Origin of the sequence: Spiroplasma endosymbiont of Colias croceus, from assembly GCF_964020095.1 — a bacterium.
Classification (GTDB): Bacteria; Bacillota_I; Bacilli_A; order Mycoplasmatales; family VBWQ01; genus Spiroplasma_E.
Genome location: NZ_OZ026536.1, coordinates 2,340,763 through 2,363,240, shown reverse-complemented (window position 1 = coordinate 2,363,240; position 22,478 = coordinate 2,340,763). Strand labels below are relative to the sequence as shown.

The following is a 22,478-nucleotide window of genomic DNA, read 5'->3' as shown; positions in this document are numbered from 1 at the left end:
AAAATATTTTTAATATTTTTTTTATTTTAATGGTTTTATTTTATTAAAAATTTCACAAAGTAAGTTAAATCTTAAGTACATAAGTCTAAATTTAGATTTTCTACATTTATTTACTAAAATTTTGAATCTTTTCAATCAAGCAAAGACATGTTCAACTTTAATTCTAATTTTAGATACAATCTTATTGTATTTTCTTTCTTGTTTAGTTAATTTTTTATTTTTAGTTCTTTTAATTGGTATTATTGTATTTTTATAAATATTTTGTATACCTTGATATCCTAAATCACCAATAATTATTGTTTTTTCTGAAAATTCAAGATTTGAATTTTTTAATATTTGAAAATCATGCACTTTACCATTATCAGCAAAAATATCAACAATTTTTTTATTAAAAAAATCATATACAATTTGAAATTTTATAGAATACATTCAACTTTTACCAGAAAAATATTCTAACTGTAGTTTTTTTAGTTGGTCTTTCAATTTCAATCTCAGTTGAATCAATTAAATAAAATTGAAATTCATTTGAATTTTCTTGTTTTTTATCAATTTTTAATTTATATCTTTCTTTTAAAAATTGGTAATATTTGTGGTTACTAAGTTTATTTTCTACTCAAGTAATATTTCGAAAACAACTTGATGGGCTCATTTTAGATTTAATACTCATTTGAAAAAAAGTATAATATTCTTTTCAGTATAATAAAGTCATCATTAATCTTTCTTCTACTGAAAGTTTATTTTTTCGACCTTTATTTTTTTCTAATTTTTCTATTTCAATTAATTTTTCTAACATTTCATTAAAATGAAAACGTTTTATACCAAAATATCTATAAAATTCTTCATTTTTTAATTTTTTTAAATTTTCAAAAATCATTTTTATCAACACTTTTCTAAATTTATTGTTAATAACAAAATTATAAAATAAATTTTAAAATTATTAATTGACTTTTAAAAAATTTAATTACGGAATATGTCTTTAGTATTTGATTTAAAATCATATTTAATATGATTTATATTAACTTTTGTTCCTACTTCTTTTCATTGTGGAATACTTGGAATTGGTTGTATCTTATTATCAACATATCTTTTATTTACAGCATCTTGTGCTTGTATAGGGTCTGCTATATCAACCATTCTAGTATTATTTAAAGTAATAATTCTTTTTTCTTTAGGTTGTATTATATTTGGACTATTTTGGTCTATTTCTCATAATGATTCACTACCACCACCAGTAGCACTAATTTTATTATTTTCATCAATAGTAATATTTTCACCAGCAGTTAATTTATCTTGTTTAATATTTACTTTATCATCAACATATTGTTTTGTAGTTGCATCGCTTGGTGATGTAGGAGTTCCAAGACTAGTAATTTGCTTATTAGACATACTTAAATACCCACCACCATCATATTTACCACTAGAACCAACACTACTTTTTCAAATAAAAACTGTTTCACTTTTATTTTGTTTTTTATCTATTTCATTTTGTATTTTATTACTAATATCAGCATTTACAGTATGATTAGATTCATAATATTTAATATCTATAGTTTCTTTAGGACTTTTAAATTCTGGTATAGTAGTACTTGTATTAATACCCCTAGTATCAATATTAACAATTGGTCTTAACATATTTTGTGGATGATATATAGTAATTTTAGTTCTAGAATCTAATGATTTTATATTATTATAAGGTATGTATGCATTTAACGGACTATCTTCACCACAATTTGAAATAAATTTATTAAATCAATTATTTTTTTGTGGTTCTATACCTTTTAAATTAAAACCTTTAATATTTGGATATTCTTTAATTTTTCTTAAACAATTAAATACTTCTGGTGGGATAAAATATGGGTCATCTGGATTAGTTTCACTATAAGTTAATCCACCTTGACTAATTGAACCTTGACCACGTAAATAATCTACATCTTTAGTTAATAAAAATCTAACATAATGAGTAGTTGCAGTTTGAATATTATCTGTAAAATCAGTTGGTGTTATTTCTGGTCATTTTTTTGAAATAGTAAAACCACTTAAATAGTCAATGTTACTACTTGCTACAGATATTGCAAATCAAATTTCATTATCTGGAGTAGTAATTTTATCAAATAATAATTCATTAAAATATTTAGATAATTTAAATTCTTCAACTGTTATAAATAAAATTGGGTCTTTAATAGCCATAATAATTTACTCCTTAATGTAAAATAAAGGGTATTTAAACCCTTTAAATTTTAAATTTAGTTGCTTTTTGTTTATCTTTTTCAGTTAATTCTTTCTTTTTAGATTTTTGTAATAAAACAAAATTATCTACTTGTTCTTTATCTACATTAAAACTATCAAGTAATTTAGCAGTTGATGTAGTTTCTAATTGTAAATGAGTATTTAATTGTTTAATATTTGCTGTAATAAATTCTAATTCTTTATTACGTTTTAATTCTTTTGCTAAATTTGATTGTTTTGATTTTTTTATTGATTTTCTAAATAATAGAAATGCTAAAGTAATACATATTCCACTAGCAACTGCTCCTCCTATTACTGCTGATATTAATTCTATTGAAAAATTCATTTTTTATTCCTCCAATTGTATTTTATTTGAATGTTGTTTACATAAATGACATTCTTTTTTATGTTTTTTAATTTTTTTATATTGATATATTAAATAAGGACTTGTAATAATAATTGGTATAGTTATTAATAAATATTTAATTAATTTTCCATAATTACCTAATTTAGTTACTAAATTTAATCCAATATGACCAAACATAGGAAATAAAGTTAATATTAAATGGTCAGGTCAAGTAAAATTATATTGACTTGTATAACTTCCAATTCCCATTTCTATTGGTATTTTAGGTATTAATCATGGTGTTATTGTAAAAAATAATGTTATTAACATACCAATAATATGACTTGTTATTTTTAAAATATTTGATATTAAAATTTTTATTTTATCTATATGAGTACTATTTTTATTAAATCAAATCTTATTTAATCTTTTATATTCTTTATTATCTTTTGATATTGGATTAATAGTATTTCATATACCAATTGGTTTAATTGGTTTATCTAATTCAATAATAATTATCACCTACTTTCATGTTTTATATTTACTTTTATTTTTATAAATTGAAATACCAATATTTTTATTTAAATTATTAGTTTTATGAAAAGTTAAATATTCTTTTCTTTCTACTCTTCATGCTCTACTACCTAATTCAGTTTTTGGTAATGTTTTAAATTCTTTAAGTTTAAAAAAACCACGTTCTAATTTATTAATAAATGCAGTTGTTTTTAAAACGTTAATATTAGTTGATTTAATAATGTTATAGCGTTGTTTACCTTTACTAATACCTTTCTGTTCTTTAAGTTGTTTCTTTACATATGAACGGATTTGACTGGGTAAAAAACCTCTTAAAAAATATCTTCAAAATATTGTTCCAGCACCATTACCATTTTTACCTTTTGCTGCTTTCATTAAATTTCAAGTTTCTTCTGGTACATTTGGATAAGTATATACACCATATCAACGTTTATTTTTACTTGTATCTGATTGAAATAAACCTTGTAATACACCAAATTTTAATGATTGATTAGATTTATAAAATAAACCCTTTTTAAATCAAGAACTTGATAATATTATTCAACCTTTATCATCTTTATTATCTTCTTCATTAGATTCTGATTCTTTATTATCATTATCTTTAAATAATTTATTAATTTTCTTTATAGGTTTAAACACTAATTTATCTAATTGAGTTTTTAATTCAGTTAATTCACTAGGTTTTAAAATTGAAATAAGTTTTTTAATAATATTTGGATTAAAAGTTGAATATGGTTGGTCAAGTTCTTCTTCATTAACATTTTCACTATCTAAAACTGATTTTAAACTTTGATTTTTACTATATAACTTTAATAAACTAATAATTGCAGTTCTAATATCATTAGTTTCTAATGCAGAATAGATAATTCTAATAATTAAAGGTAACATTATAAACTCATGTGGTTATAATCTCAATTTAATGAAGCATTATCATGATTTAATGGTACCTCGCTCATATTATCACTACCATAATATTGACTTGCAGTTTCACTATTAATTGTGAATCTATTATCATTAATTAATCTTGCAGTTTCATTAGTAAATGGTGTTTCTTGCATTTCAGTATTAATATGATTAGTTTCCATAGGTAATAAATTATGAATAATTTCACTAGCACCCGCAATAATAGTTGGTATAGCATAAGCATTATTAAAATCATTATTAATACCCATAGCAACACCACTACTAATCAAACAACCACCAGTAGCCATATTTGCTATTTTACGTATAGTTTCAAATCTATTTGGGATTAATTCAGTTAATCCACTAATAAGATTTGAAATACCATAAGCATTTAAAGAAAAATATGTATCTCAATCCATTAAATGATTATCAGTCCTATTATTACTAAATAATAAATCATCTGGAAATGGATTAATTGGTGTTGTAGTAGTTATTGGATTTTCTGTTGGATTAGGATTAATATCATTATTAGTAAATTTTGCATAATTAACTAAACCAATTGTTCCTAAACCTAATAATATTTTTTTACTACTATTAATTAATTTAGTTTTAGTATTTAATCTTTGATTTAAATTTCATATATCTAAAGCTAATTTTTTACCAAATAATAATGAATTAATACTTCCTAATATTGGATTACTTATTACTTGACCATAATAAGCACTTATACCTATCATTGCTGATAATGGACTAATTGAAGAACGAATTATCTTTAATAAAGTATAATTATTTGATTGTACAATGGTGTCATTTGGCATTTTTATTAACTCCTTCTACATTAGTTTGTTTTTCTATTTTAATTATTACTTTACCTTCACAATTTATATCATCTCCAACACATATAGCAAAATTATCATGTACATTACTTACTATAAAATAATCATTTCTTAATTTAGGATATTCATCTAATAAAATTGCTCTAATATCATTACTTGTAGTTAAATCTTCTGGTTTTGATGAATAAATAGTAATATGTGCTTTTTCATCAAAATATTTATATATAAATTCCATAATTATTTTTTAGTAAATTTTAGTTTTACTGTTCCATAATAATCTTTATTATTACCAGAAATAATAGCACTTGTTGATGTAATATTACTAAATGTTGCTTTACCTTTTTCATAACCATTATTACCAATATTTAGTATTACGGTTTCTAATTCAGCATTAGTAGGAATATCTCCAACCATAGTAATTTTTCCTAAATTTTTATAATAAATTACATTTTGTAAATCTAAAATATTCATATTATCATAATCAGTACTTTGATATGTTGCATTAATATTAGTTGTATCAACTTTATAATTTTTTGTTCTTGCTTCTTTAATTTTATCAAGTGTAGGCATTTTTTCTTGAATTATATACATTAAATTAGGTCTTATTGCTGCTGGTAATGAATATAATGCTTTACCAATAATACGAATATTATCTGTAGCATTATCTAATTTATTTCTTACTTTAGTAAATGAAATAGGCATACCTCACATATATTTGTTATAAACTACACCAAATAAATCTAATAATTTATAATCTTTTTCTAAATGCATACCAGAAACAGTATCATGTATAAAATCTTGTTCTAAATAAAAACTTTCATAAAATTCCATACCCATAATTTGATTTGTATATCTTTTACCAGTTGCTAAAGTATTTGCTGCAATTTGTCCATAATTTAATAATGTAAATGCTTTTGCTAAATTAAAACTACTATCAATACCACAAGCACCAGTTAAATCTGCTTTATTAATACCAACTGTAATATCATCTACTTTTTTAATTAATTTATTATTTCTTTCTCCGATTATATAATAAGCATTTAATGCTTGTTCTTTAGTCATATTATTTAAATTTAAAGGTAATACTAATGATTTAGCAATTGCATAATCTTTTGTACCTTGTAAAAATATTAATTCAAAGTTTTCTCTTAAATTTCTCATAAATGAACTTGTTCAATTTGAAACAATTTGTGTTGCTACATTTGCTGGTGAAGTCATAAATCTTTCAATATCAAATTCTGGAATATTAAAATCAATTGTTAATTCTTTATCAATAATTAATGTTGTTGTTTTAACTGTTCCTTTTTGTCTTTTAGTACCAGTAAATTCATCTCATGTTGAACCTCATAATACACGAACAGTTGCTCTATATATTGCCATTGCTACACCACTAATATTTGCTATTTGGTCAGCAGTAACAGTATTTCTCATAAATAAAGTACTTAATGCAGCAGTTAATTCACCACGAACTTGTGCTTCAAGTACACTTAAAACAGCATTTTCAGTAGGAGAATTACCACCAATAATAAATGCTTTAGGTATTTGTGGAATTGCCATATTATCCTCTTTCTATTTAATAGATTGAAGTGCATTTCCTCTTGCTAAATTTACAAGTTTTTCTAATTCTTTAGGGTCAGTAATAACTGTAGTTTTTGCTTTTTCATTTAATTTTCTTTCTAATTCTTCTGGATTAATACTATTTGTATGTAAATCTAAAAGAGTTTTAGGATTAAAATCATTTGAATTAAGTTTATTTTCTGATTTAATAGGTTCTGTTTTATCAATAAGAAATTCTTTATAATCTTCATTTATTTTATTAAATGCTTCTTGTTTAGATAAAGATTTATAATTATCAGTACTCATTAAATTTTTAATTAAATTTACTTTTTTTGTATCTTTAATATTAGAAAATAATTGTTGCTCTTCAAAACTATTAATTTTATTTTCATATTCTTTTATTTTTATTTCATATTCACTTAATTTAGTTAATTTAGGTTCAATATCTTTTTTACTTTCAGCATATACTACATTTCTATGTTGTTTTAGTAAATTTTTAACATCATCTAAACTATAATTCTCTTTTTCATCAAAAGTAAAATCACTCATACTTTTAATCTCCCTTGTTAATAAAATTTTAATAATTCACTTGGTTAATAGGTCACTTTTATATATGTTAATTTAACATATTCACTTTAATATATTGTATCATTTTTTCGCTTTAAAATAAAGAAAAAATCTATATATAATATAGACCTTTAATCATCATTTTCAATTTTTCTTGGTTCACAAATATTAATAATTATATTATTTTTAGTGGTATTATCTTGATAATTTTCTTGTAAATCATCAAATTCTTCTGGATGACATTTTCTTAAATATTCTCATTGATACTTTGGGTCTTGCATAGTACTTCTTAATAAATAATTAGCAATTTTTTGACATGCTTTATCATAATCTTTTAAAAATTTTTGTTGTCATTTTGTCTGGTAGCGTCGGCAATCAAATATATATTTTCTATCAATTCCTAATGCTAAATTTAAACCAGTTTTTGTCATTCTAGTTGGAACATTTTTATTATCTCTAAAATATTCATTTATTTTTTCTTTATAATTTCCTAATTCTTTTCTTTTTGCTGGCATATTAATCACCTTATTTTAAAACATATATATTTAATTATATCATTTTACAATTATCATATTTCCAAACTTTTTTTCTAAAATTACTATAATGAAAATCATAAATTAAGAAAGGAAATAATATTATGAATTTTCTTAATAATGAACTTAATTATGATGAACTTGATAATCAAATTAAAAATAATGGTTTAAATTATTTTACAAATCTATTAAAAGCATATGATGATTTTTGATATCAAAATATATATGATAAAACTAAATATAAATATGTTAAAACTGCAAAAAGAAATCCAAATACTCAATATGGTAAAATAAATAATTTTTATCGTAGAGGTTATTTAATATTAGAAACTAATAAATATTATTATCCTTTAGATAATTATATAAAAATTAAAAAAAGAAAAAGAACACTTACAAGTTTAGAACATACAATAATAAAAAATTCAGGTAATGGTAAAAGACAATCTGATGTACAAGATATAATAAAAAATACTAATTTTTCTAAAACATATATGACTAATGTAATGAAAAATGCAATAATTGAAGTTGAAAAAATAAAAGAGAAAAAAGTAGTATTACCAAATGAAAAATTATTTATAAATATGGATGATTGTTTTATTTCTTCATTATTTAATAACAAAAAACAAAAAAATCGTATTCGTACTATTAGTGCAAATAAAGGTAAAGATTTAGATAAATCAACTAAAAGTAGAAATGTTTTAAAAGATAAAAAAATTACTTATATGAAAACTAAAAATGGTCAAAGAATTAAAAGACAAGAATTAATTGATAAAATTTATGAATTTCTTGATTTACAATATATTTATAGTAAAAGTAGTTTAATATTTATTGGTGATGGTGCACCTTGAATTAAAACTACTGCTAAAAAAGAAAATATTCCTTATGTAATTGATAGACATCATGCATTTAAAGCACTTAAAAAAGGATTTATTATTAATAGAAAAGTAGATAATAAAAAATTAACTAATGCATATGAATTATTTGTTAATGGTGAATATTATAAATTATTAGATTTTTTAAAAGAAAATAATGTAAATGAAGAAGTATATAAATATTTTAAAAATAATAAAGATGGTGTTATAAATCAAAAAGAAAATTGAAATCAAGGAGTTTGTGCTGAAAGTGATGTATCACATTTAGTTAAATCTTTAAAAGGATATGGTGCTAAAATTTTTAATGATAAAGTTCTTGATAATATGCTTATTATTAATTCAGCAAGAATTAATAAATTAAATCTTTTACTTTAATATTTTAAAAAATTAATAAATCTAAACCTAAATAGTTAGGAATTTTTAGTTTAGATAATTGTAAAATAATAACTTAAAACACTTGATTATAAATATAAAAAGGTATATAATGTAACCAACAATTAATAATTTAAAGTTGTCTTTTATTTAAAGAAAATTAAATTATAACTATTAACTTTACTCACCCTACTTGTTCATTATTTAATGTATAAATTTCAAGTAATCTTACCATTTGTGCATTTTGTTGATAACTATCATAAAAAATAGTACATTGAATTAATTTACCAGTAATATCATAAATTCTTTGTTGTATATCTACTACTTGAAAATATAAATCATCATTAGCAATATAAATTAAATAACCACTAATTCCTAATTTAGTTAATTTAAAAATAGAATTTCAATTTTTTCTGTAAAATTCTTGTTGAATTAAATATTGTTTAATAGTTTCATTATTAATATCTAATGGCGCATTATATAAATTAGCATTATTTTCTGCTACAAAATCAGTAAAATAAGTTTCATGGTTAAAATCATTAAAACCAAAATAATTTAAAATTGAAGCATGAGTACTTTTATTTTTATTAGTTAAAAATTTTACTTTTTCATTTTGATTATCACTAATATTACTTTTATCTTTTCTAAAAAATCTACCTAACATAATATTCACCACCTTTTTAAAAGATTTGATTAATTTTTAATACAATTTTTACAATAATGAATATAATTAAACCAGCAACCGCAGAAGATAATAAAACTCCTATTAAACCTAAAATAATTTTTATAATTTTAAAAAACATAATATTATTCCTGTAATTCTTTTAATTTTCATACATTACCTTTTAAATTACCTTTTCCAGTATAAATAGTAATCCATTTTGCATGTTGAACTGATAAAATTACTATATTAGCACTATCATTAAAGGTTTGTATTTGTACACCAGCAATTTTTTTATCAGTTATAATAAATTCTTGAATAGTATAAACTGGATTATATATACTTCAAGAATAATAAACTCTATAATGTTTATTCTCTTGAAAATCATAAGTAATTTGTCAATTATCTCATTTATTTTTTTCTCTTGTTCCTACTTCTTTTCAATTTGAACCACTTGGACTTGGTGTTGGAGGAATATCTTTTAATTCAATATCTCAAATATTTTCTTCAATTTCATTAGTTTCTAAACTTCTTGAATTAATTTTTAATTTTGGTTGAATATCTATTTTAATAGTATCTTGTAATTCTTCTAATAAAAATATATTCCCATATTGTTTATTTTCTCCAATAATAATTAATTGACTTTTTCTATTAACAGTTCCTAATTTAATAATTAATGAAGCATCTTCATTATCAATTTTACCTTTAACAAGCATATAATCTCCACCTATATGAGTAGAACTAGATTTAAATTCTATTTTTAGTTTTACACTTGTTTGATTAAAAGGTGGTTTATCTCATGTTATAAATACTCTATAATATTTATTAAAACTAAGAGCAAAATCTTCTCATGTACGATTATCAAGACTTTTACCTATTATTTTTCAATTTTCTTTATCTTGTTTTTTATCAATATTTAGGACATATTCCGTAATTAAATTTAATTAATTGTCAATAAAATTGTTTTAAAACTATTTAGTGTTATTGAATATAGAAATAAATATTTTTTGAAAAAATAGTTTAAAAAATGAGTTTACATTTTAAACAAAAAATTGTTAATAATATTTTTATATTAACTCGATAAAAATTTAAATTTTAAAAAAATATTTTTAATATTTTTTTTATTTTAATGGTTTTATTTTATTAAAAATTTCACAAAGTAAGTTAAATCTTAAGTACATAAGTCTAAATTTAGATTTTCTACATTTATTTACTAAAATTTTGAATCTTTTCAATCAAGCAAAGACATGTTCAACTTTAATTCTAATTTTAGATACAATCTTATTGTATTTTCTTTCTTGTTTAGTTAATTTTTTATTTTTAGTTCTTTTAATTGGTATTATTGTATTTTTATAAATATTTTGTATACCTTGATATCCTAAATCACCAATAATTATTGTTTTTTCTGAAAATTCAAGATTTGAATTTTTTAATATTTGAAAATCATGCACTTTACCATTATCAGCAAAAATATCAACAATTTTTTTATTAAAAAAATCATATACAATTTGAAATTTTATAGAATACATTCAACTTTTACCAGAAAAATATTCTAACTGTAGTTTTTTTTAGTTGGTCTTTCAATTTCAATCTCAGTTGAATCAATTAAATAAAATTGAAATTCATTTGAATTTTCTTGTTTTTTATCAATTTTTAATTTATATCTTTCTTTTAAAAATTGGTAATCTTTGTGGTTACTAAGTTTATTTTCTACTCAAGTAATATTTCGAAAACAACTTGATGGGCTCATTTTAGATTTAATACTCATTTGAAAAAAAGTATAATATTCTTTTCAGTATAATAAAGTCATCATTAATCTTTCTTCTACTGAAAGTTTATTTTTTCGACCTTTATTTTTTTCTAATTTTTCTATTTCAATTAATTTTTCTAACATTTCATTAAAATGAAAACGTTTTATACCAAAATATCTATAAAATTCTTCATTTTTTAATTTTTTTAAATTTTCAAAAATCATTTTTATCAACACTTTTCTAAATTTATTGTTAATAACAAAATTATAAAATAAATTTTAAAATTATTAATTGACTTTTAAAAAATTTAATTACGGAATATGTCTTTAGTTTATTTTCATTAATAGCACCAACAACTGTTTTATTAGTAGTTTCTAAATTAGGAATTTCTTGACCAATAGCATTCATAGAAAAAGCAATTGGAAATAATGCTTTTGTATCTTCTAATTTTTTATCTATTTCTTCTTTTTTATAATAATCAGTTAAATCAGTTTTACCACCAGTAGCACTAATTTTATTATTTTCATCAATATTTATATTAGTACCAGCAATTAATTTATTTTGTTTTTTATCTAATAAATTATTAGTTTCTAGTTTTGTATAATAATCACGTTCATCACTATCTTCTGTTATAAATTCAGTTGGATTACCAGTACCTATATATTGATATATATTATGAATTATTGGTGTATACTTTTTTGTGCTATTAGTAATAATAAACTTTATTAAATCAACATCATATAATAATGTTACTTTGTCAATATTAACATCAATATTTTCAATTATTATTTGTTTTTGTTCTATTTTACCATTAGTAATTCTTATATTAGATTTAGTTAATTTATTATTACTTATAATAAGTTGTTTACTATCGATAAAAGAATATGTTCAATCAATAATATATCATGTATCTGTTTTAATATTTTCATTTTTAACTTTTTTTCATAATGGACTAGTTTCAATATTAAATCAATTATTTTTAACATCATTAATATTTTCATTTGCTTTAATTAATTCAGTATTTAATTTGGTAATTTCATTTTCATTAGTAGTAATTCGTTTTTGTTGTTTAGCAGAAAAATCACAAGTTGGTGCATGTGTATAATCACTAATTTGTGGATTATTTTGTAATGCGTCTGGTGGTAATGTTCCAATTTCATCAGGTCAATCTAAAATCATTGTTTCAGTTTCTTTATCATAATCAGTTGCAACATAACCTTTATTAATAAATTTACTAACAGGACCTCTATATATTTGATTTTCATTATCATCAACTAAATCATCATATAATTTAATTTGTTTTGAAAATGTAAATTCTTTTTGTTGTTCAATTAATTCATCAACTTGATTTCTAGTATAAAATGCTTTTAAATCAATTTTTTCAACATCTATTTCATCTTGATTATAACTTAAAAATACTTGTTTTAATTCTGTTAATCTTGCTCATATTTTCATTCTACTTGGTGCTAAATCTCAAACATTAATTGTAGGAGTACTATTTGCACTAAATTGACTACCATTATTAAACTGAATAGTAGCATCAACATTAAATTCAATTGGTGTACGATTAAATACTCAATGTTCAACCATTACATAAACCATATCCCTTAATGTTTCTTTAATTAATTCATCTTTAAAACTATCAAAAGGAAATTTAGATAAAATAAAATCAAGATAAGCATTAATATCATTTTGCGCGCGAATAGCAAAAGTTTTAAATCAATCATTAACATTAGGTCATGTATTTATATATTGTTGTGGTGTTTCTGTAATTTTTCCAGTTAATGGATATCAGTTATTATAATTTTCTAGACTGAGACCAGTTCAAAGTTTATTAATCATATTTTATCATTCCTTAAAAAATGCTTGTTTATAATGATGAGTATGTTTTTTTGTTTTTTTATGTGTTATATGCTCAATTTCTTTTTGTATTTTATTTTTACCTTTTTTTAATTTTTTCTTACTTTTTGCTATAACTTGACTATATGCAAATTTTTCTAAATGATGTAATAATCCTGTACCAAATAAAGTATTTACTGAAAATTTTAAACCAACATTTTTAAATGATTTGTTAATATTTTCAATAGGATTATTAATAACATTTACTACTTTATGATAAGTTCTAATAGTTCTAAATATTTCTCTATATACTTTAAAACTATCTCTAATTACTTGTTGCACCACTGGTGGAGCAAATGCTATTGCTTTTAATCATTTATTACGATTAACACCATAACCAATGTATCAACCACTATATCAACGATATCAATGAAATGGATGTATTTGAGTAACAAAAGTTTTTGCTTTAAGAATACTATCAACAACTGTAATTGGTTTATATTTAGGATTGCGATGATAAATAGTAATTGCACATTTATCTAATGACAAAGGTTGAACTTTACAACCTATAAATACTGGTGAATTTAATGGAATTAATTGTGCGTGTTTAATTGCTCGTTTTTCTGCACTAGTAAATAAGTCAGTTGCTTTTTCTTTTAATTTATTAATTTTTTCAAATGCTTGTTTTTCTAATTTTTCAAATTTTTCTTGTAATTTATATATACTTTCTCGTAATTTTTCAAAATATGGTGTTTCTTTTCAAAATTTATTAAAACCTTTTTTTAAGTAAAATCTAATATCAAAATATTTAAAAGTTTGATTTGCTTTTAAAACAAGTTGATGAATAACATTATTTTTAAAATCAAATTTAATAGCATTAGCACGAATTTTTTGTAAATCTAAAATTAAAGTTTTTCCATATCTATTTTCTGTATGTATTGTATGAACTAAATTTAATCAATCATGCTGATTCATAGATAGTACTTTTTTTAAATCAGTATTAAATTTTTTTAAAAAGTTATTTGCTTTTTCGATATCTTTAATTTTAAATTTAGGAGTTAATTGTGGACTTAATTTTATTAATGTATTTTGTAATAATAAGTGTTCCATTAATTTTTCTGTTTCTAGTTTTTGAAAATTATTCTTATATTGTCTTTCAGCAACATAACCTAAATCTCGTAATACTGTTTCACGATTAGGAGTAAAACTATAATTCATTAAATAACGTTTATTACCAATAATTTTATCAGTTAAAATTTCTTTTCTACTTACTTGACTAATAATTTCTTGTAAATTTTTTGCTTCTTTAATACCAACTTGTTCTAATGTTTTAGTTTTTTGTGCTAACTTAATAAATTTAGTTGTACGATAACCACGACTAATTTTATTAAGTCCAGCAAATGCTGGTAATATATTAAAAAAAGTATTTAATGGTGTTACATTTCCTTTTAAATAATCATAAACTTGATTAATAGTAAAATCAGTTAAAAACTCTACACCAACAGCACTAATACTAGCAATTAAATCACTTGCACCTAATCCAAGTGCAAAACTTTCACTTAATCCACCAGTAAAAGGAGCAAGTGCTACTGCTATAACTTGTACACCAATCATTTCTAAAATTTCTCATCAAAAACTTTTATTTTCTTGTTGGTTACTTGTTCTAGTATGTTTTGGTTTATTTATGTTTAAAAGTATTGCTGTACTAGTTGTACCGATTGGCATGATATTAATTTCCTTTATTTAAGAGTTATTTTAATTGGATTTGTTGAACCTTTATAATTTAAATCATTAACATTTGCAGTAATAGTTATATATAAGTCACCTGCTTTTTGTTTTTGATTACTTACATTAGTTTTTCCTTGTGCATCACTAAAATATTTAATAGTTGGATTTGTTAAATTTGGATTTAATGATTTAAGTTCATTAGTACTTTTTATTTCTGTATTTAATTCACTATTATTGTTATTAACATTTGCAGTAATATTTGTTGTTAAAACTGTAATTTTAGTTTTTAAATCAATTTTTTCTGTTTTAATAACTCCACATAACATTCATCTTGATGTTGTTTCATTATTAGAAATATATGGGATTGCTTCTCCAACAACTTCACCAGCAACTTTATATGCTCTTCCAGCTTTAGCATCTTTAATAAAATCTACATAAATAACTGTATTTTCTATCATGTATCTTTTCATCGCTCTTGGTGTTGCTAAAACAAAGGTCATTAATTGTTGTTCATTTTTATCATTAGTAAAAATCATATAGTCATCAAGAACGATTTCACATAATACGCCTTTTACATATAAATTATTTCCATTTAAACGTAATTGTTGTGCCAACTGATTATCGGTAATTAAACCTTTATTATCTGCTAAATAAACTAAACTATCATAAAGACCATTAGTAATAAAAAATTTACTATTTGCAATGTTTCTAAATTGAAACAAAGTATTTCAAGCAGATAACATTGATTTTAAATAGCCTACTGGTGTTGTATCTTCAATATCGATTTTAGTAGCAAATTTTGCAATTGCTTGTGTATCATCAATTGCTAATTTATCTGCTAAATCATTTGCAACTTCATATTGCATACTATCTAATAAATTTTGTCCATTATTTGCTTTTAAATCTACATCTGCAATAATTTCTCCTGCAAGATATTTTTTAGTTATTTTTTTACTAATTTTATCTGTATCAACATATGGTAATTCATATCTTTTACTTTTATCATCCCAAGCAATAATTTTTACTTCCGGTTTTTTTGGTTTTTTAACAATAAACTCAATATTTACTGAGTCAACAATTTCAGTAGGAAAAAAGTTTGCCCATCGACTATTTGAAATTTTAAAAAACTCTATAAATTCTGGTGCTTCTACTAATCTCTCTGTATTGTCTAAATTTTGATTAAATGGTACTGACATTTTATTTCTTCCTTTCGTTTATAAATAATTTTTCTTTTTATAATTAATTAAAAAATTTTCTTTATCATTTGTTTTATTATTAATAATTATTTGTTTATTGCCACCTGTATTAATTGTTTGTTTAAATACCGGTTGTTCTTTAATCATTTTTTTAATAGTTTCTTCAATTTTTGAATTTTCTATATTACTTGTTTTAAATTTTAAATAATCATAAAATTCAGTTTTAACTTGATATTTTTTAAATATATTAATCATTTCTTTTTCTTTAATTTCTTGATTAAGTTTATTTAACTTATTTTCTGCTTCATTAACTTTATTTTCAATTTCTTGTGAAGAAGCATTATTTTCAGTTAAAGGTTCAGTTGTTTGTTGAACATTATTTTCATTTTCTAACATTTACATCACCACTTTTTTATTTATTTTCTTTATTAATCTTTTCATTTAACTTTGCTAATTTTTTTTGATGTTTAATAATTTTGTTATTTGCTCTAACATGTTTTGGAGTTGTGATAAATCTTTTTAATAAAACAATAATTTCTCTGCAAATTAATATACCAGTGCTTATTCCAATTGTTTCAAGTGCTTTTAAAAATTCTTTCATTTCAATATTTTCCTTTCAATTATTTATTTTTTAATTATTCATCAAATTGACCACCATTAATTCTTTCAATCATTGACTGTGAATTACTTATAATTTTTACTAATACAGATATTTCTTTATTTAATTGTTCCAATCTTTCTTTATATGTCTGAATTTCATTATTATAATATTCAATAATTTTTGCTTTATTCATTACTTTTCACCTCCTTTATAAACTCATGTGATTATAATCTCAATTTAATGAAGCATTATCGTGATTTAATGGTACTTCGCTCATATTATCACTACCATATTGACTGGTTGTTTCACTATTAATAGTAAATCTATTATCATTAATTAATCTTGCAGCTTCATCATTAAATGATGTTTCTTGCATTTCTTCATTGTGATGTGTAGTTTCCATAGGTAGTAAATTATGGATTATTTCACTTGCACCAGCAACTATGGTAGGTACTGCATAAGCATTATTAAAATCATTATTTATCCCCATTGCTACACCACTACTAATCAAACATCCACCAGTAGCCATATTACAAATCTTTCTTATTGTTTCAAATTTATTAGGTATTAACTCAGTTAATCCACTAATAAGATTTGAAATACCATAAGCATTTAAACTAATATATGTATCTCAATCCATTAATGACTGATTTTCTTGTTTATTTAATAGTAATCATGGTGGACCTTCTGTTGTAGTTGTAGTAGTTACTGGAATTGGTGTTGTTGGAATAATAGGATTAATATTATTTTCTGTTCATTTACTATAATTTGCTAAACCAATTGTTCCTAAACCTAATAAAATTTTTTTAGAACTATTAATTAATTTAGTTTTAGTATTTGGTCTTTGATTTAAATTTCATATATCTAAACCTAATTTTTTACCAAATAATAAACTATTAATTGAACCCAATATTGAATTATCTATTACTTGACCATAATAAGCACTTGTACCTATCATTGCACAAATTGGGCTTATACCAGTTCTTATTAATTTAGTTAAAGTATAATTTGATTGATTTTCTATATTTGGCATTTTATTCTCCTTTAATTTTCTAATTTTTTAATTGTTACTTTAATTCAACCTTGATAAACATCATTATCACCAACTATTAATGCAACATTACTTTCTGGGTCAGAAACAATTATGTGTTTTGATTTAACATTTGGGTATTGTCTTAAAATAATTGCTCTAATATCATTACTTGTATGAATTGCTTTTGGAAATGGTGATAATATTTCAATTTCATCTTTATTTTCAAACAAAGTAGGTAATATAATCATTAATCAAAGTCTCCTTCATTAATATAAATCTGAAGATTAAATAAAACACTTTCTTTTCCTATTTTAAATGAATCACTAGAATTAGATTCTTTATTTTCTTTTAGAGTTGTTATAATAAAATTAATTATTTTTTCTTTATTAACACAATTTTTATGTCTTGATTTATTAATTTCATCAACTTTAATTCTATGTTCTTTACAATATGCTCTACCATATTCATCAAATTGCTCTTCTGTCATATTTTCACATTGTCTTTGTCTTTGTTCATTTTTAATTTCATCATAATGTGGTTCATGAATAAATTTTTCAAATGTTATTGTTTCAGTTCATGTACATCTATTCATTATCAAATTCACCTAATTTTAATCTAAATATTAATTCTTCAATTTCTTGACATTGTTCATGTTCACATTCTATTATTATATTTAGTGGATGTGAAACAATTCTACATTTAATTAATTCTAATTCTTTAATGATATTTTCTTTAAATTCTTTAATAAATTCTTGTTGTCTTTTTTTGTTAATTTCATCAACTTTAATTCTATGTTCTTTACAATATGCTCTACCATATTCATCAAATTGCTCTTCTGTCATATTTTCACATTGTCTTTGTCTTTGTTCATTTTTAATTTCATCATAATGTGGTTCATGAATAAATTTTTCAAATGTTATTGTTTCAGTTCATGTACATCTATTCATTATCAAATTCACCATTTTCTATTTTTTCAATTAATAAATTTAAAATATTTTTGTCAAAATCAGAGTTTGTATAATTAATTTTTTTAGTTCATTTAATTATATCTTTCATATATTTAAGTAATTTCTCTTTATTCATAATTTAACCTTTCTTTCCTAACTCTTTTATTTTGTTTTTGTTTACATAAGTTATTACATTTATGAGCAAGAACTCTACCATAACCACATTTATTATTCTTTTTTATTTTTATTATCATTATTTATTTTCTTCTCATATGATATTTCCACAACTATTACAATTTTCAAGTTTTTCTCAATTTTTAAAATTATTTTCAAAATCATTTATCAATTTTTTAAACTTATTTAAGTCATATTTATCAATACAAATATCATCTAGGTTTAAAGTAAAATCTCCATTTATTGAAAAATGACCAATATTAATTCCTTCTCATTCTTCTTTTCATTTGTTTAAAAATTCATTTATTGTCATTATTTTTTCTCCTTATTTTTAATTTGATTAGAAATTTCACTTAATATTTTCAATACTTTATATTCATTTTTTAAATCTTTAATTATATAAATTAAAAATATTATTAGTGTTATACTTGTTATTAATATTGGTGCTATTAATAAAATTTTTCATAATATCATTTTTTTACTCTTTTCATTTTTTAAATCATTTAACATTGATTGAACAAAATGCACGATTTTTAGGAATATTTAAAGTATTAAAAATTTGACCAGTTACTAAAATTTCATCATTTTTGTTTAATAAAATACATCGTCTATAAAATTTTGGGTTGTTAAAAATTAAAGTAACATAGTTTAAACCATTTCACTGACCTCGAACACTATAATATAATTCTTTATTACCTTTTTCGTAATATTTTGCTTCAATAGTGTTACTAAGTTTTACTGTTAATTTTACATAATTTGCTTTATCTTTCATGTTTATAATTTCCTTAAATAATTATCAAAAATTAATATTTTTTTATGATTTTTTAAATAATATTGAATATGCTTATAAGCATCTTGTTCATGTTTTGTTAATTTTATATTTCCTTTATATTCTGTTATTTTATTTTTATTTTTTGGGTAGTTTTCTAGATAATCTCAGTTGAAAACATCTTGAACTAATACCATTAATGCACCAATGATTTTAGGCGTTGCTAATGGATTAGTTAATAATTGTTTTGAACTTAAAAAGAAATTTTCTACAATAACTAATATTTTTTTATCAATAAATTTTTCTTTAATTAATTGAAATTTTTCTTTATAAATATTTTTAGTTCATAAAACAGTTAATGTATTGAATGTTTCATTAAAAATAATATTATTAGTTTCATTTGAATATATAACAATTCCATTATTACCAATACCAGCAGGGTCAATTCCAATAATTAAGTCATATTGCATTATTCAAAGTCACCATTTTGAATTTTTTCTTGTAATTTCATTATTAATTTAAGTTTTCAATTACTAATATTAATTTTAATTACATCACTAATATCATCTTTAAGTAATTCCATAAATTCATTTTCAAGATAATTAATTAAATTTTCCTTATATTCATTAATTACTTCTTTTTTAAAATCTGCTCTTAATTTTTCTATATTATTTAAATGTTTTTTTGTTATTTCTTGATTACTTTTTTTATTATATTCATTAATAATTTCTTGGTCTTTATAAGAAAATGGTTTTTCTTTATTCATTAGACTTCTTGCAAAACCTATCTATTAAAAATTTAATTTTTAAAATAAAATTAAAAATAAAAAAGATAGGTAATCTATGATGTTTGATAAATTAAAAACTATTAACAATCCAGAATTATTAAGATTAACTGGTATAAATGATATTATTTTTAATAAAATTCTAGAAATTTTAAAGACAGAAGAAGTAAAAAAGTTTAAAAATGGTGGTACACCTAATAAATTATCATTAGAAAATCGTTTATTAATGACTTTAGAATATTGAAGAGAGTATCGAACTTATTTTCATATTGCTAAAAGTTATGGAATTAGTGAAAGTAGTTGCTATAGGAATATCAAGTGAATAGAAAATACTTTAATAAAACATCCTGATTTTCAACAACTTGATGGGCAAAAATCACTGTTAAATAATAATTTTAAAGATAAAACAGTTATCATTGATGTGACTGAAAGTACTATTCAACGCCCAAAAAAAGTCAAAAACAATATTATTCAGGAAAAAAGAAAAAACAAACAATAAAAACTCAAGTCATAATTGAAAAAGATAGTAAAAAAATTATAAGTTCTTATTTTTCTTATGGTAAAAATCATGATTTTAAAATTTTAAAAAATTCAAAAACGAAATTTTTATCAGAAACAACTATTTTAGTAGATTTAGGATATCAAGGTATACAAAACATACATAAAAATGTCTTATTACCTAAACGAAAATCAAAGAAAAACCCTTTAACTAAAGAAGAAAAGAAAAATAATAAGGCTATTTCAAAAATGAGAGTTGTTATTGAACATGTTTTTGCGATTCTTAAAAAATTTAAAATTATTAGTGAAAAATATCGAAATAGAAGAAAAAAATTTGCATTAAGATTTAATTTAATAGCTTCAATTTATAATTTACAATTATTAATTTAAATATATTTGATAATTTAATATTTTATTTTTTTATTTGAAATAATAATTTTTGTTGTATTTTAATGACAAAAAATAAAACATATTTTGAACAATAATTTTTAAAAAATATTAAAAGTGTTATTAAAATAAATTTTTAAACTTAAAAAATGTGATTAATATCATAGTTTTGTAAGAAGTCTATTATTTATACCCCCTACTTAACTTAACATTTAAGATACAGTCATAACAAATTGCTTTACCGTTTTTGTCTCTTAAAAAGTTTTTTCTTATTTTTATATCATTAGTATTAAAGAATAAATAATCTAATTTATTTTGTTTACATGTTCAACAAAAATACTTTTTCATTATGAGTTGAAATTTCCTTATAAGAAGTAACTATATAATTAATTGGTAAATCATCATGTTTATATTAATCATTTTTTATTTTAAAACCTTTTCTGTTTTCTTCTCACGTAATGTTATATTTAAAACAAGGATTAGTAATTTTAGTTTTGTTATCGGTTATTTCACCGATAAATCAACTATTATGCTGTTCATAAAATGTTAGTGGTTCAAGTTTTATATCATTAAGATAATATTCTTTTGGAGCAATTGGTTTATTAACAGTTATTTTTTGGTCTTTAATATATGGTTCTAATAATTTTATTAATTCATTACCACTTAATTCTCTTTTAATATTTTCTAAATTAAAAACTCAATATGTGTAACTGTTATCAATAATAAAAGAATTATTTTTAATCATTCATTTTGGAAGTGATAATTTATATTCAACATAATCAATAAGAATAGATTGTGGTTTATCTTTAACAATTTGTTCTTTTTTAAATTCTATTTGCATAATAATCCTTTCCTAATATGTTCTGTTGCTTCTAGCATAAAGAACATATATTTTGATTTTTAGATTATTAATACTACTACTATTAGTTTTATTCATTCCAGAAATTCTGGGCTCAAAAATAAATTATGAAATTTTAAAAAACATTGAGGCATTCGATTCAATATTTATTTAATTTGTGTTAAACAAATTAATATTTTAATTGAACCGGCACCGCTCAATTTTTTTTACAAGTTTGAAATTTATTTTCTCGCCCAAAAAAATTTTCAAAAAAAATAAAAAATAAAACCAACACTTGCTCACTGGGGGGTGGCAAGGTTGGTTAAATAAAGAATAGAATTAATACAATAGGTCCCTACAACAGGTCTATATATACTAGTTTCCAATTCGCTCCCACCCCAAGAATTACCATTACTGGTTAGTATAATTTATTAGGTATCACTCCACTTTTTATTTATCCATGCAAGTCCACATGCTAGCTACTATTTTTAACAACTGTGTTGTAGTTCACTTTTTTAGTTCCCTA

At 21.5% G+C, this 22,478-nt stretch carries 34 protein-coding genes; 2 read left to right on the top strand and 32 right to left on the bottom strand.

The features are described from left to right. Positions 1-21 precede the first annotated feature (21 nt). The 11 genes from AACL24_RS14920 to AACL24_RS14870 all read right to left on the bottom strand — a co-directional run bounded on the left by AACL24_RS14920 (position 22) and on the right by AACL24_RS14870 (position 7,484). The gene (locus AACL24_RS14920) at positions 22-429 is read right to left on the bottom strand and encodes a transposase family protein (protein ID WP_339045908.1); all 408 of its coding nucleotides are present in this window, start codon (positions 427-429) and stop codon (positions 22-24) included. Between the two features lie 7 nt (positions 430-436). Beyond that, a complete protein-coding gene (locus AACL24_RS14915; RefSeq protein WP_339047725.1) occupies positions 437-874 on the bottom strand; it encodes a transposase family protein in 438 nt (145 codons plus the stop codon). An 83-nt stretch (positions 875-957) separates the two neighbouring features. Then, the gene (locus AACL24_RS14910; RefSeq protein WP_339047724.1) at positions 958-2,187 is read right to left on the bottom strand and encodes a hypothetical protein; all 1,230 of its coding nucleotides are present in this window, start codon (positions 2,185-2,187) and stop codon (positions 958-960) included. A 43-nt stretch (positions 2,188-2,230) separates the two neighbouring features. Further along, complete coding sequence (locus AACL24_RS14905) at positions 2,231-2,572, bottom strand: hypothetical protein (RefSeq protein ID WP_339047722.1); 342 nt, start codon at positions 2,570-2,572, stop codon at positions 2,231-2,233. A gap of 3 nt (positions 2,573-2,575) precedes the next feature. Beyond that, a complete protein-coding gene (locus tag AACL24_RS14900; RefSeq protein ID WP_339047005.1) occupies positions 2,576-3,094 on the bottom strand; it encodes a hypothetical protein in 519 nt (172 codons plus the stop codon). Beyond that, positions 3,095-3,994, bottom strand: coding sequence for a hypothetical protein (locus AACL24_RS14895; protein ID WP_339047720.1), 900 nt, complete (start codon positions 3,992-3,994; stop codon positions 3,095-3,097). It abuts the gene before it with no gap. Beyond that, the gene (locus tag AACL24_RS14890; RefSeq protein ID WP_339047718.1) at positions 3,994-4,827 is read right to left on the bottom strand and encodes a hypothetical protein; all 834 of its coding nucleotides are present in this window, start codon (positions 4,825-4,827) and stop codon (positions 3,994-3,996) included. The genes AACL24_RS14895 and AACL24_RS14890 overlap by 1 nt, the downstream gene beginning before the upstream one ends. Then, a complete protein-coding gene (locus tag AACL24_RS14885) occupies positions 4,796-5,080 on the bottom strand; it encodes a hypothetical protein (RefSeq protein ID WP_339047716.1) in 285 nt (94 codons plus the stop codon). The genes AACL24_RS14890 and AACL24_RS14885 overlap by 32 nt, the downstream gene beginning before the upstream one ends. A 2-nt stretch (positions 5,081-5,082) precedes the next feature. Continuing rightward, positions 5,083-6,402: a hypothetical protein gene (locus AACL24_RS14880; RefSeq protein WP_339047714.1), complete on the bottom strand. Its 1,320-nt coding sequence runs from the start codon at positions 6,400-6,402 to the stop codon at positions 5,083-5,085. Positions 6,403-6,414: 12 nt separating this feature from the next. After that, complete coding sequence (locus AACL24_RS14875; RefSeq protein ID WP_339047712.1) at positions 6,415-6,951, bottom strand: hypothetical protein; 537 nt, start codon at positions 6,949-6,951, stop codon at positions 6,415-6,417. A gap of 149 nt (positions 6,952-7,100) precedes the next feature. After that, positions 7,101-7,484 carry a hypothetical protein gene (locus tag AACL24_RS14870; protein WP_339046493.1) on the bottom strand — a complete coding sequence of 128 codons (384 nt, stop codon included), beginning with the start codon at positions 7,482-7,484 and terminating at the stop codon, positions 7,101-7,103. Positions 7,485-7,606: 122 nt separating this feature from the next. Here AACL24_RS14870 and AACL24_RS14865 point away from each other — a divergent pair, with 122 nt between their 5' ends. Next, on the top strand, positions 7,607-8,749 hold the full coding sequence (locus AACL24_RS14865; RefSeq protein WP_339046495.1) for an Mbov_0401 family ICE element transposase-like protein: 1,143 nt from the start codon (positions 7,607-7,609) through the stop codon (positions 8,747-8,749). 157 nt (positions 8,750-8,906) lie between these two features. Here AACL24_RS14865 and AACL24_RS14860 read toward each other — a convergent pair whose 3' ends face one another. From AACL24_RS14860 to AACL24_RS14765, 20 genes are all read right to left on the bottom strand, one after another. Beyond that, positions 8,907-9,410: a hypothetical protein gene (locus AACL24_RS14860; protein ID WP_339047710.1), complete on the bottom strand. Its 504-nt coding sequence runs from the start codon at positions 9,408-9,410 to the stop codon at positions 8,907-8,909. A gap of 143 nt (positions 9,411-9,553) precedes the next feature. Then, a complete protein-coding gene (locus AACL24_RS14855; protein ID WP_339047708.1) occupies positions 9,554-10,123 on the bottom strand; it encodes a hypothetical protein in 570 nt (189 codons plus the stop codon). A 405-nt stretch (positions 10,124-10,528) separates the two neighbouring features. Next, complete coding sequence (locus tag AACL24_RS14850) at positions 10,529-10,936, bottom strand: transposase family protein (protein WP_339045908.1); 408 nt, start codon at positions 10,934-10,936, stop codon at positions 10,529-10,531. Positions 10,937-10,959: 23 nt separating this feature from the next. After that, positions 10,960-11,382, bottom strand: a complete 423-nt coding sequence (locus tag AACL24_RS14845; protein ID WP_339045912.1) for a transposase family protein — start codon at positions 11,380-11,382, stop codon at positions 10,960-10,962. A gap of 40 nt (positions 11,383-11,422) precedes the next feature. Continuing rightward, a complete protein-coding gene (locus AACL24_RS14840) occupies positions 11,423-13,000 on the bottom strand; it encodes a hypothetical protein (RefSeq protein WP_339047706.1) in 1,578 nt (525 codons plus the stop codon). A gap of 3 nt (positions 13,001-13,003) precedes the next feature. After that, on the bottom strand, positions 13,004-14,722 hold the full coding sequence (locus AACL24_RS14835; protein ID WP_339047704.1) for a hypothetical protein: 1,719 nt from the start codon (positions 14,720-14,722) through the stop codon (positions 13,004-13,006). A gap of 14 nt (positions 14,723-14,736) precedes the next feature. Further along, positions 14,737-15,921: a hypothetical protein gene (locus AACL24_RS14830; protein ID WP_339047702.1), complete on the bottom strand. Its 1,185-nt coding sequence runs from the start codon at positions 15,919-15,921 to the stop codon at positions 14,737-14,739. An 18-nt stretch (positions 15,922-15,939) separates the two neighbouring features. Beyond that, the gene (locus tag AACL24_RS14825; protein ID WP_286641354.1) at positions 15,940-16,317 is read right to left on the bottom strand and encodes a hypothetical protein; all 378 of its coding nucleotides are present in this window, start codon (positions 16,315-16,317) and stop codon (positions 15,940-15,942) included. A 16-nt stretch (positions 16,318-16,333) separates the two neighbouring features. Further along, a complete protein-coding gene (locus tag AACL24_RS14820; protein ID WP_338957011.1) occupies positions 16,334-16,522 on the bottom strand; it encodes a hypothetical protein in 189 nt (62 codons plus the stop codon). A 34-nt stretch (positions 16,523-16,556) separates the two neighbouring features. Next, a complete protein-coding gene (locus AACL24_RS14815) occupies positions 16,557-16,715 on the bottom strand; it encodes a hypothetical protein (RefSeq protein WP_339047699.1) in 159 nt (52 codons plus the stop codon). 15 nt (positions 16,716-16,730) lie between these two features. After that, positions 16,731-17,555, bottom strand: coding sequence for a hypothetical protein (locus tag AACL24_RS14810; protein ID WP_339047697.1), 825 nt, complete (start codon positions 17,553-17,555; stop codon positions 16,731-16,733). Positions 17,556-17,566: 11 nt separating this feature from the next. Further along, positions 17,567-17,803 (bottom strand): hypothetical protein, encoded by a 237-nt coding sequence (locus AACL24_RS14805; RefSeq protein ID WP_174480108.1) that lies wholly within the window; start codon positions 17,801-17,803, stop codon positions 17,567-17,569. Further along, entirely contained in the window at positions 17,803-18,147 is a 345-nt protein-coding gene (locus tag AACL24_RS14800) for a hypothetical protein (protein ID WP_339047695.1), read from the bottom strand. Before AACL24_RS14800 ends, AACL24_RS14805 begins: the two co-directional genes overlap by 1 nt. Continuing rightward, positions 18,140-18,502, bottom strand: a complete 363-nt coding sequence (locus AACL24_RS14795) for a hypothetical protein (protein WP_339047693.1) — start codon at positions 18,500-18,502, stop codon at positions 18,140-18,142. Before AACL24_RS14795 ends, AACL24_RS14800 begins: the two co-directional genes overlap by 8 nt. Next, positions 18,495-18,638 (bottom strand): hypothetical protein, encoded by a 144-nt coding sequence (locus AACL24_RS14790; RefSeq protein ID WP_339047691.1) that lies wholly within the window; start codon positions 18,636-18,638, stop codon positions 18,495-18,497. Before AACL24_RS14790 ends, AACL24_RS14795 begins: the two co-directional genes overlap by 8 nt. A gap of 117 nt (positions 18,639-18,755) precedes the next feature. Continuing rightward, positions 18,756-18,989, bottom strand: a complete 234-nt coding sequence (locus AACL24_RS14785; RefSeq protein WP_281748215.1) for a hypothetical protein — start codon at positions 18,987-18,989, stop codon at positions 18,756-18,758. Next, a complete protein-coding gene (locus AACL24_RS14780) occupies positions 18,989-19,150 on the bottom strand; it encodes a hypothetical protein (RefSeq protein WP_339047689.1) in 162 nt (53 codons plus the stop codon). The genes AACL24_RS14785 and AACL24_RS14780 overlap by 1 nt, the downstream gene beginning before the upstream one ends. Positions 19,151-19,154: 4 nt before the next feature. Then, positions 19,155-19,448 (bottom strand): hypothetical protein, encoded by a 294-nt coding sequence (locus tag AACL24_RS14775; RefSeq protein ID WP_339047687.1) that lies wholly within the window; start codon positions 19,446-19,448, stop codon positions 19,155-19,157. A gap of 2 nt (positions 19,449-19,450) precedes the next feature. Continuing rightward, a complete protein-coding gene (locus AACL24_RS14770) occupies positions 19,451-19,915 on the bottom strand; it encodes a hypothetical protein (RefSeq protein ID WP_339047685.1) in 465 nt (154 codons plus the stop codon). Further along, positions 19,915-20,211, bottom strand: a complete 297-nt coding sequence (locus tag AACL24_RS14765; protein ID WP_339047683.1) for a hypothetical protein — start codon at positions 20,209-20,211, stop codon at positions 19,915-19,917. The genes AACL24_RS14770 and AACL24_RS14765 overlap by 1 nt, the downstream gene beginning before the upstream one ends. A gap of 76 nt (positions 20,212-20,287) precedes the next feature. Between AACL24_RS14765 and AACL24_RS14760 the strand changes: the two genes are divergently transcribed. Continuing rightward, a protein-coding gene (locus AACL24_RS14760; protein ID WP_339047681.1) for an IS5 family transposase occupies positions 20,288-21,117 on the top strand; the annotation gives its coding sequence in 2 pieces (ribosomal slippage) (positions 20,288-20,684 and positions 20,684-21,117; 831 coding nt in all). A gap of 409 nt (positions 21,118-21,526) precedes the next feature. Here AACL24_RS14760 and AACL24_RS14755 read toward each other — a convergent pair. After that, positions 21,527-21,955, bottom strand: coding sequence for a hypothetical protein (locus tag AACL24_RS14755; RefSeq protein ID WP_339047679.1), 429 nt, complete (start codon positions 21,953-21,955; stop codon positions 21,527-21,529). Between the last annotated feature and the right edge of the window lie 523 nt (positions 21,956-22,478).